The sequence below is a fragment of the Methylovorus menthalis genome, assembly GCF_020523625.1.
Classification (GTDB): domain Bacteria; phylum Pseudomonadota; class Gammaproteobacteria; order Burkholderiales; family Methylophilaceae; genus Methylovorus; species Methylovorus menthalis.
In genome coordinates, this window is the sequence record NZ_JAJAQH010000006.1 from 1,154,345 (window position 1) to 1,169,300 (window position 14,956).

Consider the following 14,956-nt stretch of genomic DNA (forward strand, 5'->3'; position numbering starts at 1 on the left):
GGTCTCGTAAAATCCTCATAAATAATTTCAAAAAAGTTGAGGGGATTTTCCATCTCAATCGGCCTACTTGGTAGAAGCATTTAACCTACCTCATAGAAAGACCGATATGACACTTGATCATTGCCATCGACCAAAGAACGCATACTCTCTGCGATCAAAGCCCTCACGCACCACACTCAGCCTTGCTGTTCAGGGCGCCCTCTTCAGTATCGCTATAGGCATGACCACGCTGCCACAGATCGCATGGGCAGCCGAAGAGCCTGGCGAGCAGTTGCCGCAACATGCGAGTGAATTCAACATCGCCCCTGGACCACTTGATGCCGCCCTGATTCAGTTTGCCACGGCTGCAGATATCAATCTATCCTACGATGCAGCAACGCTGGAAAAGCAGATCACAAAAGGACTGAAAGGTCGTTATACCGCGGCGGCTGGCCTCGCCGTATTACTGCAAGGCAGCGGGCTGGAGGCAACGCCCAAAACAGGAGGAGGCTATGCGCTACGCAAGGCAGCTGTTAGCCAAAGCAAGCCTGATGAAACCACGCTTCCCGAGGTAAAGGTAACAGCCGCCTCGGACACCACCTCATCCAGCACACTATCCAAAGACTATGCAGGTGGCCAGGTTGCGCGCGGTGGGCGGGTTGGCTTGCTAGGCAATAAAGACATGCAGGATACCCCCTTCAGTGCAACCCAATACACAGCCAAACTGATTGAAGACCAGCAGGCAAGGAGCATCGGCGACATACTCATCAATGACCCCTCCATTCGCAATACTTACTCGCGCAGTTCGGGACGCGATGAATTCAATATCCGCGGCTTGACCCTGTTTAATTACGATGTGATGTTCAATGGCCTCTATGGGGTGTCTCCACGCAACACCAGCTCCCTTATCGGGATAGAACGCGTTGAAGTCTTGAGAGGCCCCAATGCGTTGCTGAATGGCATGGCGCCGGCAGGCTCGGTTGGCGGATCGATCAATCTGGTCCCCAAGCGCGCAGGCGCTACCCCACTTAACCGCCTGACACTCTCTTACATGGGCGATAGCGTATTGGGAGCCCACATGGACGTGGCCCGCCGCTTCGGCGCAGAACAACAGCTGGGTATACGACTGAATGCCATCACCAGCTCCGGCGAAACGTCTGTGAATAATGTCAGAGACAATCTGGATGCCATTGCGATTGGCATGGACTTTCAGGGGGAGCGCCTGCGCCTGGAAGGCGACTTTAATTATCAGCACCGCGTTACACGAGGTCGAGGTGGACTACTATTCCCCCCGGCAAGCGGTGTGAAGATTGGCTCAGCCCCGGACGCAGACAAGAACTTCATCCCCAAGTGGACATACTGGGCAAGCAATGAGACTTCAGGCGCTCTGCGGGCTGAGTTTGATTTGAACAAGGACTGGGTCGTCTACGGCGCCCTTGGCGGCAAAGAATACGATTTCAATAGCTTGCAAGCCAGCATGCTGCTGCAGAACCCTCAAGGCAGAATGCTCATAAGGCCTTCCCGCCTGAACGAGTCCATCAGCGCGCTATCGGTCGAAACCGGCATCAGGGGCAAGTTCAGTACCGGCCCGCTTGAGCACGAGGTCGTGCTGAGTAACAGTACATTTTCCCAGGAAAACAGATTGCTAAGACTGAACGGCAGTGTCAGCGCTTCCAGCATTTACTCTCCTGTCAATTTTGCTGAGCCGAGCCTGACACTGAGCGGCCACCTGCCCAAGGTAAGTGAGGCTAGACTGAACAGCCTGGCCCTAGCAGATACCATTTCGATGATGGATCGCAAGGTGCAACTCACTCTGGGGGCAAGACGCCAACAAGTTGAAACATCGAACTTCAACGGTACGACAGGGGCCAGGACAGACCATTACGACAAATCCGATGTCACTCCTGCCGTCGCCCTCGTCATCAAGCCCGGCGAGCAGCTGTCTTTTTATGGCAACTACATTGAGGCGCTAAGCCAAGGTGACACCGCACCAAGTGGTGCCAGCAATGCTGGACAAATGTTCGCGCCACAGGTATCCAAGCAACGCGAAGCTGGTCTGAAGTATGACTTCGGGCGCTTTGCCTCGACCCTGAGCGTATTTCAAATCGAGCGCCCTGCAGGCTTTATCAATCCAGCCACAAGCCGCTATGGCATGGATGGCGAGCAACGCAACCGTGGTATTGAGTTGATTACCCAGGGGGAAGCCACCGATCACGTTCGTGTACTGGGTGGCCTGGCATGGACGCAAGGCAAACTGACCAAAACAGAGGCGGGTACCAATGATGGCAACACAGCCCCCGCCGTGCCCAAGCTCCAACTCAACCTTGCTGGGGAATGGGACCCCTTGTTCTTGCAAGGGCTGACGCTAACAGCCCGCATGGTACAGACCAGCCCGCAATATGTGGATGCCAGCAATACGCAACGCATCCCGACCTGGACTCGTTATGACCTGGGCGCCCGCTACGCATTCATGGCCGGGAAAACGCCCATAACGGTCAGAGGCTCCATTGAAAACGTGTTCGACAAAAACTACTGGCTATCTGCGGCACGCGAAGGGCTGACTGTCGGCGCACCTCGCACCCTCCTGCTGTCGGTCTCAGCGGATTTCTAGGGCCACTGCCGTGCTGATAACGGCCGCTCAAAATGACATCGTAGCGGCCGTTATCACCCCCTTTCAAATTACCCCTCCCTCACGCTTCATCTCCTTGCGGAATCACTTGTCGAATTATCAGATAAGCCGCCTCAGACTCCCCACCCAGCTTCAGAGCCAAAGCACCTCTAGTTGAGTTATAATTCAAGGTTTTATGGGTCATGCGCCATGAGCCGTGGATTTGTAAAAGAGGATGACCTGGAGCACGCTGGCACGGATTTGCCGGAACGTCCGCTTAGCCCTCATCCCAATTACGTTACGCCAAACGGCCTCAAGCAACTGAAGCAACAGGCAGATCAACTCGACAAAGAGCGCCTGCCGCTTGTCCCGCGCAAAGAGGATCCCATCGCACAGCAACCGCTGGCGATGATAGATCGCGACCTGCGTTATCTGCATGCCCGACTCGAATCTGCCATCCTGGTTGATCCGGCAAAACAGCCCACGGATACCGTGTTGTTTGGTGCCACTGTAAAAGTGGAAGATGAAGTCGGTGAAACCCATGCATTTATGATCGTGGGTGAGGATGAGGCCGATATCGCCAGCAATCGCGTGAGCTGGGTATCACCTCTTGCTAACGCATTGATCGGGCAAAAGGTTGGGGACAGTGTCACATGGCACCGCCCAGCAGGTAATCTTGAGCTGGAAATTATTGCCATCCACTATTAAGGATTTTGTAACATGAACGTAAGCCAAGCCATTGAAACCCGTCGCTCGATCAAGGCATTTGACTCGCAACACACGATGAGCGAAGCCGAGATCGAACAACTGATGTCGCTGGCACTGCTCTCCCCGACCGCGTTCAATATTCAGAACTGGCGTTTTGTACTGGTGCAATCCCCAGAGCTGCGCAAGCAGGTGCGCGCAGCCAGCTGGGATCAGGCACAGGTGACCGATGCTTCGTTGCTGGTCGTTCTGGTGGCGGACTTGCAATCCTGGAACAAGCAGCCCGAACGTTACTGGGCGAATGCGCCAGAAGCCGTGAGGAATTATCTGGTACCTGCCATCGGTCAATACTACGCTGGCAATGAGCAAGTGCAGCGCGATGAAGGCATGCGTTCATGTGGCATGGCTGCCATGACACTGATGCTGGCCGCCAGGGAAATGGGCTACGACAGCTGTCCTATGGATGGTTTTGATTTTGATGCTGTGGCTAAACTGCTGAACCTGCCCGCGGACCATGTGCCAGCCATGTTTGTCGCCATCGGCAAAGGGATCCAAGAACCATGGCCACGTGGCGGTCAGCTGCCCATGAGCGAAGTGGTTATCCGCGACACATTTTAAGTTGCCACGCAACCGGACATGCCACAAGAAGAAAAATAATTAAACACATTAACAAAATTACCCAATCCATTGTTTATTAATTAGACAATGAATTGAAAGATTCAACTTTCTGGACTTATACGTAATGCTTATAGCAAACAATATCACCATGCAGTTTGGCGCCAAGCCACTGTTTGAAAATGTCTCTGTCAAATTTGGCGACGGTAACCGCTACGGCCTGATCGGGGCCAATGGCTGCGGAAAATCAACCTTCATGAAGATTCTGGCCGGCGTACTGGAACCCACCGCAGGCAATATCTCGCTGGACAGCAATGAGCGCATGGCGTTTCTGCGTCAGGACCAGTTTGCCTACGAAGACCAGCGCGTCATCGATGTGGTGATGATGGGTCACGAGCAGATGTGGAAGGCAAATGTAGAAAAGAACGAAATCTACATGAACCCGGAAGCCACCGAAGAGGACTACATGCGTGCGGCCGAGCTCGAAGGTGTCTATGCCGAGTATGACGGCTACACCGCCGAAGCGCGCGCAGGCGAGCTGCTGCTAGGCGTGGGCATCCCGATCGAACAACACAGCGGCCCGATGAGCGCAGTGGCCCCAGGCTGGAAACTGCGTGTGCTGCTGGTGCAGGCCCTGTTTGCCAATCCTGACATCCTGCTGCTGGATGAACCGACCAACAACCTGGATATCAACACCATCCGCTGGTTGGAAGATGTGCTGAACAATCGTGACTGCACAATGATCATCATTTCGCATGATCGACACTTCCTGAATCAAGTATGTACCCATACGGCCGACATGGATTATGCCAAGCTGACGGTTTACCCCGGCAACTACGACGACTACATGGAAGCCTCAGCCCAGGCACGTGCCCAACAAGCCAAAGACAATGCCAAGGCCAAACAGCAGATCGCCGACCTGCAGGAATTCGTTCGCCGCTTCTCGGCCAACGCCTCCAAGGCCAAGCAGGCCACCAGCCGCGCCAAGCAGATCGACAAGATCAAAATTGAGGAATTCAAACCATCCAGCCGTCAGTATCCTTTCATCCGTTTTGAATACGATGAGAGAGAAAAGCTGCACCGTAATGCCGTTGAGTTGAAAAAACTCAGCCACAGTTTTGACCGTCCACTGTTCAATGACATCGACCTGATTTTTGAAGCAGGCGAAAAAGTGGCCATCATCGGTGAAAACGGTATTGGTAAAACCACTTTACTGCGCTGCCTGGCAGGGGACCTTACGCCTACCCATGGCGAAGTGAAATGGGCTGAGAAAGCCAAGCTTGGCTACTTTGCACAAGATCACGAATACGAGTTTGAAAAAGACCTCAACCTGTTCGACTGGATGTCCCAGTTCACCCAGGAAGGTGACGATGACAACTCGGTGCGCAGCATGCTGGGCCGCCTGTTGTTCTCGGGCGAAGATACCAAGAAGTCCGTCAAGGTACTTTCCGGCGGTGAAAAGGGCCGCATGCTTTACGGCAAACTAATGCTGGCCCGCACCAATGTCTTGCTGATGGATGAACCGACCAACCACATGGACATGGAATCCATCGAAGCGCTGAATACTGCGCTGGACAAGTACAAGGGCACGCTGTTTTTCGTGAGCCATGACCGTGAGTTCGTGAGTTCGCTGGCTACCCGCATCATCGAAATCAAGGCCGATGGCATCAGCGATTACACTGGCAATTACGAGGATTACCTGGCAAGCCAGGGCGTCGAATAACCCGTTAATCTCACTAAAAAAACGAGCTAAAACAGGCCATTGCATGGCAGCCTCAGCGCTGTTATTCAATGGCCTGTTAAATTTTGTAAATTCAGCAGCAATTTTTGAACGGCTTGCGTGCCTTTACGTCCATATCAGCGATAATTGTGTCCAACCACCATAAAGCGCTGAAAGTAACAGACCACATGTCGCCCCTTGTACGATCCGGTTTTACCGTCTCGCCATACGCTGCACTGCCTCTCTGCATAAGCCTGATCGCCCTCACAACCGCCCTGCCCGCACAGGCCGAGAGTTCCGTATGGTACAAAGATGGCAATCCGCTTGATGTGACAGTTCCCGCCGCGATTCCCAGCGGCTATGTGGGCAATACCGCATGTGCTGCCCCCAACTTAAAAAATGCACTCACGCTGGGCGAAGTTGCTGATGCAGCACTCTGCAATAACCCGCAAACCCGTGAAGCCTGGGCCAATGCGCGCGTGCAGGCGGCGCAAGTGGGCATTGCCCGCTCGGCTTACCTGCCCAGCGTCACGGATACCGCAGGCACCAATCTCAACGTGACCAGCCCGGAACTGGCCACGCGCAATAACGCCTACAGCAACCTGAGCAACAGCATTGTGGCGTCTTACCTGCTGTATGACTTTGGCAATCGCGATGCCACGCTGGAAAGCGCGCGTCAGCTGCTGCAAGCGGCCAGCGCCACCCAGGATGTCACCGTGCAGACACTGCTGCTGTCTGCGGTGCAGGCCTATTATCAAGTGCAAGCCAATATTGCTGCGCTGGATGCCAGCCGCGAAGCCGAGCGTGCCAGTGAGGAGAGCTTCAAGGCTGCGGATGCTCGCTACAAAGCTGGCGTTGCCACCCCTGCCGATAAACTGCAGGCGCAAACCGCGTACGCCCAAGCCACGCTCTCTCGCATTACTGCCGAGGGCAACCTCAAAACCGCCTATGGCACGCTCGCCAATGTCATGGGAATACAGGCCAACCAACCCATTCAGCTGGTCAACAACACCAACTACTCTACCCTGCAGCCAGTGAGCGATGATATTGACGGCCTGATCGAACAGGCCCGCAACCGCCGTCCCGACCTGATGGCGAGCGAGGCGCAGGTAAAAGCGGCGCAAGCCAGCATTGATGCCTCGAAAGCTGCTGCCAAGCCTACAGTGTCGATTGCCATGAGCAATAGCCAGCAAGATGGCAGCAGCTTCACTTCCGCCAATACTTCGACGTTAGGACTAACGGTTTCCATTCCATTGTTCAGCGGCTATGCACCGACGTATCGCATACGCTCGGCCGAGGCCACGCGCGAAGTGCGGGCAGCCCAGCGTGACCGTATCCGCCTGCAAATCTCGCTGGATGTATGGAATGCCTACCAGAACCTGCGCACTGCAAATGAATCGGTGATTGCCGCCCAAGTACTGGTCCAAAGTGCCGAGGAGTCCTCACGCGTCGCCCTTGGCCGCTACAAGGCAGGCGTGGGCAATATCATCGATACCCTGAATGCACAAAGCGCCCTTGCCTCAGCCAGACAGCAATTAATACAGGCCTACCTGAATGGGAATGTGGCCCGGGCGACCCTGGCACAGGCCGTTGGGGTGCTGGACAACGCCATGATCCAGACCTTGCCAGACCAGAACAACCCATAATTAACCTTATGCATGCATTTATGCTGAAAGCACGCTCATGAGCACCTCCTTCAAAAAAATCGGACTTGGCCTGGTACTGCTTGCGGTAGCAGGCGGCGGTTACTACTTCTACGATAAAAGCCATCAACCCAAACCTGATGAGCTTTATCGCTTCAAGGAAGTGACGCAGGGCGATGTGGAGCAATCCGTCTCAGCCAACGGCACCCTGAACCCCGTGACACTGGTAAACGTCGGTACGCAGGTGTCAGGCCGCATCAGCAAGATGTATGTGGACTTTAATGACAAAGTGGAAAAAGGCCAGGTATTGCTTGAGCTTGACGATGCGCTGTTCTCCGCCCAAATTGCGCAATCAGAAGGCAATGTCCGCAATGCTCAGGCATCGCTTGACCTTGCCAAGGCCAATGAGGCCCGCATACGTTCGCTGTTTCAGCAGGAATACGTATCCCGTCAGGAGCTCGATCAGGCCGTGCAGGCGCTGAAGTCCGCCCAGGCCAATCTGTACACCATCCAGGCACAACTTCGACGTGACCAAACCAATCTGGGTTATTCGATCATTCGGTCTCCGGTTTCCGGGGTGGTGGTGGATCGCGCAGTCGACGTCGGCCAGACCGTGGCGGCCAGCCTGCAAACACCTACCCTGATCACGATTGCGCAGGACCTTTCCAAGATGCAGATCAACACCAGTTTTGCCGAGGCAGACATAGGCAACATCAAGGAAGGCCAGGCAGCAAAATTCGCAGTAGATGCTTTCCCCAATCGCAATTTTGAAGGCGTGGTCAAGCAGTTGCGCCTGAACCCGACGACAACCTCCAATGTGGTCACCTACAACGTCGTCATCTCCGTGGATAATCCTGATCAAACCCTGCTCCCAGGCATGACGGCATACGTCAACATCGGGGTCGCCAAGCACGACAATGTCCTGCTGGTACCTAATGCCGCGTTGCGCTACAAGCCCAAACTGGATGATGACGATCCCAGCAACATGCCTCCGGACGGCGCAAAAGCTGAAGGTGGCAAAGGTCCAGGGGAACGCAAACATCGTGGCGGACCAGATGGTAAAAAGCCGCGTGGCGACATGGCCAAAGGCAAGGTCTATGTGTTGAACGGCGACAAACCAGAAGCGGTGAATGTCCTGCTTGGCATCACCGATGGCAAGCAGACCGAAATCAAGAGCCGTCATCTGAAGCCGGGAGACAAGGTTATTGTGGGTGATCTGCAAGGTCAGAATAATCCACAGCAAAACACACCTGGCCCCAAGATGCGGATGTTCTAGCCATGTCAGGCCACGTGATCGAGGTTAAAAGCCTCTACAAGGATTACCAGACCGCGGCAGGAAAATTCCCGGTGCTGAAGGACGTCAACCTGGAAATAGATGCAGGCGACTTTGTGGCCATCATGGGGCCCTCAGGCTCAGGAAAATCGACTTTCATGAATATCCTGGGCTGCCTGGATCAACCCAGCAGCGGCGAGTACATGCTGAATGACCAGCCCGTAGCACGTCTGCAGGGTGATCGCCTGGCAAAAGTCCGCAACCAGACCATTGGTTTTGTTTTTCAGGGCTTCAACCTGCTGGCGCGCTCCAGCCTGCTGGACAATGTTGCCTTGCCACTGGTGTATGCCGGCATAGACAAAGCCGAGCGGCATGCCCGCGCCCGGGTATTGCTTGAAAAAGTCGGCCTGGCCAAGCACGTGAACTCGCACCCCAACCAGATCTCCGGCGGCCAGCAGCAACGCGTGGCCATCGCACGCGCCCTCATCAATCGTCCCAGCTTGATCCTGGCCGACGAGCCGACGGGCAATCTCGACAGCAAAACCAGTGAAGAAATCATGGCCCTGTTTGGCGAACTCAACCGCGAAGGCATCACCATCGTGCTGGTCACCCATGAGCCGGATATTGCCGAACACGCCAGCCGTCAGGTGCGCTTCCTCGATGGTCGTATCGTGGAAGATATCCTTACCGGCTCAGTCACCGAGCATGGAGAGAAGCATGTTTAGCGCCATGCTGGGAGAAGCCTGGCATGCCATGGGCGCCAATCGCCTGCGCACTTTTCTTACCATGCTGGGCATGGTGATCGGCGTGGGTGCGGTGGTGCTGATGATGGCGATTGGTCAGGGGGCCGAGCAAGCGGTCAAGAAATCCATCCAGTCCATGGGCAGCAATCTCTTTATCGTGCTGGCTGGCCCACCCAACATGGGTGGCGCCCGCTCCGCCACGGGCAATGCCCCTTCGCTTAACGTCAAGGATGCTACCGCCATGGAAGATCTGGAGGGCGTGAGCAATGTGGCCCCGATCAACATGGGCAGCGCCCAGGTGATTTATGCAGGGAACAACTGGAACACCAGCATCATCGGTACCACACCCAGCTATCTGGATGTGCGCTCATGGAACCTGAGCGACGGCTATGTATTTTCAGATTCCGATATCCGCTCGGCAACCCGCGTAGCGCTTATCGGCAAAACCGTGGTGCAGAATCTGTTTGGCGATGACGACCCGGTGGGCAAGACTATCCGCATCAAGGATAGCCCATTTATCATACTGGGCGTGCTGGATAACAAAGGGCAAAGCCTGGATGGCCGCGATCAGGATGACACCATCATCATCCCGCTCACGACCTCGCAAAGGCGCGTCTTTGGCGCGCAATTTTCTGGCAGCGTGCGCCAGATTATCGTGCAGGCAGACTCGGATAAAGTGATGCCCATGGTGGAAGACAGCCTCAATAGTCTGCTGCGTCAACGCCATCGCATCCGCGAAGGCATGGATAACGACTTTTCCGTCCGCAACCTCACAGCCCTGGCCAACTCGGCAGCCGAAACCACCAAAACCATGTCCTTGCTGCTTGGCGCCATCGCCTCGGTGTCACTGCTGGTCGGCGGCATAGGCATCATGAATATCATGCTGGTATCCGTCACCGAGCGTACCCGCGAGATAGGCATCCGCATGGCGATTGGCGCCCGCGAGCGCGATATCCTGATGCAGTTTTTGTTGGAAGCCATCGTCATTTCCATTGTAGGCTGCCTGATCGGCATCGGCATTGGCGTGGGTGGCGCACTCCTTGTCAGCCACCTCACCCAGGCCCCGATTGTTGTCTCCAGCCAGTCCATTCTGACGGCCTTTATCGTCGCTGCCAGTGTGGGGGTATTTTTTGGTTTCTATCCTGCACGCAAAGCAGCACAGCTAAACCCGATCGAAGCTTTACGCTTTCAATAGCCCTTCTTTTCCCCGACGTTCGCTACATATTGACGGGCCTTGCATGCATATACATGCAAGGCCCGTCAGGCATTTTCCAGCGATGCCTGTCTTACCACCTGCGCATACCTCATTAAAATTTATACAGATCAGTATTTTCAATGACTTAGAATAGCCCTCGCAAGCTATTGATCGGAATGCTTTCTTTCTCCAATCAGTTAGGCGTATAGTGCAACGCACGGGTATTCCCATCAACTGCGCAGGAGGATACAAGATGCATCCGCTGACGTTATTCAAGTTGTTTTTCACCCCCGTGGCTGGCTGGCAATCCTTGCTTCAAGGCCAACCATCCATACACCGCCTCTATCTGTTACACGTCATTCCGTTTTCGCTGATTCCCGCCGCCATGCTCTACATCGCAGGCTCCGCTCATAGCTTTGCCTTTCTTGAGCTCATGCCCGGCAACAAGCTGTTACTGGTGTCGATTGCCTTTTTCATTGTGCAACTCGTGGTCGTCCCCATCATGGCCAGCATCGTCCGGCAACTGGCAGAAGTGGCCGACATCCACCCGACTTACCGTGAAAGCTTCATTCTGGCCGCTGTGGCTCCAACCCCGTTGTGGATGGCGCCCATCTTTTTGCTGGTGCCGGATATTTACGTCAACCTGGCCATTGCCACCCTCGCGATGATGGCGTCTGCCGGATTTATTTATTTCGGCATTCCCACCATTTTCAATATCCGCGATAGCGGACAGTCGGCGTTGTTTTTCGGTGCCGTCTTCATGGCAGGCGTGATTGCATGGGGCTTTCTCATGATTTGCACGCTGGTTGTCTGGGGCAGCATACAGAATCTGCTGGTGAATTAAGCCCAGCGTTTTTTGATTTCTGTCCGGCGGCTTTTTCTTCACAGGGCTACGCAAGCAAGAATTTTTTATGTAGACTCGCCCTGATTCGTATTCAAAAAGTTCACTTGAGTACGAATCAGGCAAGTCAATCAAGGTGATACGTTTTACAAGTTTCAAGATCGTCCAAGTAGTCTTCGCATCAAAAACCGTTCATCAGAAACGGGGCAATTTGAGGAGAAGCAAGATGGCATCGAACTTTGTAGAAGTAAGCTTTATTGCACGTCCCAACTGCGCCTTGTCCCTCAAGGGCAAGTTCAGCGTTGTTGCGTCCATCGCTCTCCTCTCCCTCGTTATCGCAATCGTATTCACCATGGCTGGTGCATGGCTGGTATTGCCCTTTGCTGGGCTGGAACTGATCGCTGTCGCCTATGCGTTCTATTTCATCCATCTCCATGCGCAAGACTATGAATCGATCGTGATCAACGAAACCCACCTAGCGATTGAAACACACGACATCCACACGCACCGCCAGATCGTCATGCAGCGTTACTGGGCCCAGGTCCAGTTGCGCAACCGGCCTCATGGCGAGCAGGCGCTGTTTGTCAGATCGCATGGAAAGGAAGTCGAGCTCGGGCGCCGCTTCATGAGCAATGAACAGCGCCTGCAGCTCGCCCACCAACTACAGCAAGCCATTCAGGATGGCCGCTAATACAATGGGAGCAGGCATGGCAAGGTTACGCATAACAAGAATCTGGCAATGTTTACTGGGCGCTCTTTTGCCCCTGACAGCACATGCGGACTACGCATGGAATTTTCCAAAACCTGTCACACCGATGGCGCTGGACACTTTGCAGGTACACAACAAGTTCATGATCATCGTCATGGTGATCTTCGTTGTCGTACTGGCGATCATGATCTACTCCATCGTCATGCACCGCAAAAGCCGCGATTACCAGCCCGCCGGCTTTACCGGCCCCAGTACCCGCGCGCAACTTTTCTGGACGCTGGTGCCGTTTGCCATCCTGCTTTACATCGACTTCATTCTGATGGGTATCCCCGCATTTCATAGCGTGGTCGCCATGGAAGATACCCGCACCGACGCCGACATGGTGATCAAGGTGACGGGGTCGCAGTGGCGCTGGCAATATGAATATCTGGACGGCCCGGCCAAAGGCATCAGCTTTGTCAGCAACATGACCACACCGCAAGAGCAGATCAACAATCAGGCCGCCAAAAACCCAGAGTATCTGCTGGAAGTGGACAACCCGCTGGTGTTGCCCACCGACAAGAAAGTGCGTGTCTTGCTCACCTCCAGCGATGTCATTCACAACTGGTGGATTCCCGCCTTTGGCGCGGCGCGCGATGCTATCCCCGGCTTTCTGCGTGAGACCTGGGTCAAGATCGAAGAACCCGGTACCTTCCGTGGCCAGTGCAAGGAGCTGTGCGGCAAGGGCCATGGTTTCATGCCTGCGGTCGTGATTGCGAAGAATGAGCAGGACTTCACCGCCTGGGCCACCAGCAAAAAAGCCGAGCTGCAAGCCGCCGCCGCTGGCGCTGACAAGGAATGGACCAAGGAAGACCTGGTTGCCAATGGCAAGGGTATCTACGAGAAAAACTGCGCTGTTTGCCATCAGGTAGGCGGCCAGGGCCTGCCACCGGCCTTCCCCGCTCTCACCGGCAGCAAGATTGCCACCGGCCCGGTTCTGGACAAGGACAACAAGATGGTCAAAGACGGGCATCTTGACAGGGTGATGAATGGCAAGGGCGTGATGCCTGCCTGGAAAGGCATTTTGAACGATACCGAAATTGCTTCCGTGATCACCTATGAGCGCAATGCGCTGGGCAATAGTGTGGGCGATATGTTGCAGCCAGCCCAAGTAAAGGCCATGCGTTAAGCCATATCCCATCTGCATCAAGGATTAAAGGAGTTCGAAAATGAGTTACAGCACCACAGTCGACCATGAAGAACATCACGATCATCCAAGCGGAATGCTGCGCTGGCTGACCACCACCAACCACAAAGACATCGGCACCATGTACCTGACCTTCTCGCTCATCATGTTCATGGTGGGCGGGGCGATGATCATGGCGGTGCGCGCCGAGCTGTTTCAGCCTGGCCTGCAGTTGATGCACCCCGAGTTTTACAACCAGCTGATCGGCGTACATGCCCTGGTGATGATTTTTGCGGCGCTCATGCCTGCCGCCACTGGCTTCGCCAACTGGATGCTGCCCTTGCAGATAGGTGCACCGGACATGGCTTTGCCGCGGCTCAATAACTGGGGTTTCTGGTTGCTGCCCCCGGCCGCCATTCTGCTTACGCTGCCCTTTACCCTGGCCTTGTTTGGCATAGGCGATGGCGCCATTGCCACGGGCTGGACCTTTTATGCCCCGCTCTCGGTGCAAGGCGGCATAGGCGTGGATTTTGCGATTTTCGCCGTGCACTTGCTGGGTATTTCATCGGTCATGGGATCGATCAACATCATCGTCACCATCTTCAATATGCGCGCACCCGGCATGACGCTGATGAAACTGCCGCTCTTTGCCTGGGGCTGGCTGATCACCGCCTTCCTCCTCATCGCCACTATTCCCGTGCTGGCTGGGGCGGTGACCATGCTGCTGACTGACCGCCACTTCGGCACTCACTTCTTTGATGCCGCTGGCGGTGGCGACCCTATCCTGTTCCAGCACCTGTTCTGGTTCTTTGGCCATCCTGAGGTGTATATCCTGCTGCTACCTGTGTGGGGCTTTATTCCACAGATCCTTTCCACCTTTGCCCGCAAGCCGATCTATGGCTACAAAGCGCAGGTGTATTCGCTCTGTGCCATCGGCGTTCTCTCGGTCGTGGTATGGGCGCACCACTTCTTCACTGCTGGCATGCCAGTGCCTGCGCTGCTTTACTTCATGTACAGCACCATGGCGATTTCCCTGCCACTGGCCGTGTTGTTTTACTGCTGGATCGCCACTATCTGGCGTGGCTCCATGACCTTTGAAACCCCCATGCTGTTTGCCATCGGCTGGATCATCCTGTTTGGCATCGGCGGTCTCACCGGCCTGGTACTGGCCGATGTGGCGGCCGATGCGCAATACCACCACACCTATTTCGTGGTGGCGCATTTCCACTACACGCTGTTTGCAGGCGGCATCATGGGCATCATGGCTGGCGTGTACTACTGGCTGCCGAAGATGACCGGCCACATGTACAACGAAAAACTTGGCAAGCTGCATTTCTGGCTGACGGCCATTTCATTCAACCTCACCTTCATTCCGCAGTTTTTCCTGGGGCTGGCAGGCATGCCACGCCGCATTCCGGACTACGCCCTGCAGTTCTCGGAGTTCAACATGATCTCCTCCATTGCAGCGTTTACCCTGGGGCTCACGCAGCTGCTGTTTGTATACAACATCGTGAGTTGCGCGCGCGGCGGCAAAAAAGCCACCGACAAGGTGTGGGAAGGCTCCAACGGGCTGGAGTGGACATTGCCCTCGCCACCGCCCTATCACACTTTCAATGAACAACCAGTCATCCGGTAAGCCATGTCGCTCATCCCTATGGCAGATGATATGAAAAACGCCCAGGACAAACGCCGCCGCAGCCGGATGATCGCCCTGCTGCTGGCCGCGTTTGCCCTGTTCTGGTATGGCCTGGGCATGTGGA

At 55.0% G+C, this 14,956-nt stretch carries 12 protein-coding genes; all 12 read left to right on the top strand.

Annotated features, from left to right (window positions below):
- Nucleotides 1-220: 220 nt before the first annotated feature.
- The 12 genes from LG204_RS11285 to ctaD all read left to right on the top strand — a co-directional run bounded on the left by LG204_RS11285 (nt 221) and on the right by ctaD (nt 14,832).
- The gene (locus LG204_RS11285) at nt 221-2,590 is read left to right on the top strand and encodes a TonB-dependent receptor (protein WP_230337364.1); all 2,370 of its coding nucleotides are present in this window, start codon (nt 221-223) and stop codon (nt 2,588-2,590) included.
- A 207-nt stretch (nt 2,591-2,797) separates the two neighbouring features.
- Nucleotides 2,798-3,295, top strand: coding sequence for a GreA/GreB family elongation factor (locus LG204_RS11290; protein WP_230337365.1), 498 nt, complete (start codon nt 2,798-2,800; stop codon nt 3,293-3,295).
- A gap of 12 nt (nt 3,296-3,307) precedes the next feature.
- Nucleotides 3,308-3,910 carry a nitroreductase family protein gene (locus tag LG204_RS11295; protein ID WP_230337366.1) on the top strand — a complete coding sequence of 201 codons (603 nt, stop codon included), beginning with the start codon at nt 3,308-3,310 and terminating at the stop codon, nt 3,908-3,910.
- A gap of 124 nt (nt 3,911-4,034) precedes the next feature.
- Nucleotides 4,035-5,630, top strand: a complete 1,596-nt coding sequence (locus LG204_RS11300) for an ABC-F family ATPase (protein ID WP_230337367.1) — start codon at nt 4,035-4,037, stop codon at nt 5,628-5,630.
- A 185-nt stretch (nt 5,631-5,815) separates the two neighbouring features.
- Nucleotides 5,816-7,273 (top strand): TolC family protein, encoded by a 1,458-nt coding sequence (locus tag LG204_RS11305; RefSeq protein WP_230337368.1) that lies wholly within the window; start codon nt 5,816-5,818, stop codon nt 7,271-7,273.
- Nucleotides 7,274-7,310: 37 nt separating this feature from the next.
- Nucleotides 7,311-8,546: an efflux RND transporter periplasmic adaptor subunit gene (locus LG204_RS11310; RefSeq protein WP_230337369.1), complete on the top strand. Its 1,236-nt coding sequence runs from the start codon at nt 7,311-7,313 to the stop codon at nt 8,544-8,546.
- A 2-nt stretch (nt 8,547-8,548) separates the two neighbouring features.
- Nucleotides 8,549-9,268, top strand: coding sequence for an ABC transporter ATP-binding protein (locus tag LG204_RS11315; RefSeq protein WP_268868035.1), 720 nt, complete (start codon nt 8,549-8,551; stop codon nt 9,266-9,268).
- Nucleotides 9,261-10,481: an ABC transporter permease gene (locus LG204_RS11320; protein ID WP_230337370.1), complete on the top strand. Its 1,221-nt coding sequence runs from the start codon at nt 9,261-9,263 to the stop codon at nt 10,479-10,481. The genes LG204_RS11315 and LG204_RS11320 overlap by 8 nt, the downstream gene beginning before the upstream one ends.
- A gap of 253 nt (nt 10,482-10,734) precedes the next feature.
- Entirely contained in the window at nt 10,735-11,325 is a 591-nt protein-coding gene (locus LG204_RS11325; RefSeq protein WP_230337371.1) for a Yip1 family protein, read from the top strand.
- A 223-nt stretch (nt 11,326-11,548) separates the two neighbouring features.
- Complete coding sequence (locus LG204_RS11330) at nt 11,549-12,013, top strand: DUF2244 domain-containing protein (RefSeq protein ID WP_230337372.1); 465 nt, start codon at nt 11,549-11,551, stop codon at nt 12,011-12,013.
- A 16-nt stretch (nt 12,014-12,029) separates the two neighbouring features.
- The gene (gene coxB / locus LG204_RS11335) at nt 12,030-13,199 is read left to right on the top strand and encodes a cytochrome c oxidase subunit II (RefSeq protein WP_230337373.1); all 1,170 of its coding nucleotides are present in this window, start codon (nt 12,030-12,032) and stop codon (nt 13,197-13,199) included.
- Between the two features lie 40 nt (nt 13,200-13,239).
- Nucleotides 13,240-14,832: a cytochrome c oxidase subunit I gene (gene ctaD / locus LG204_RS11340; protein WP_159355727.1), complete on the top strand. Its 1,593-nt coding sequence runs from the start codon at nt 13,240-13,242 to the stop codon at nt 14,830-14,832.
- Nucleotides 14,833-14,956: the final 124 nt, after the last annotated feature.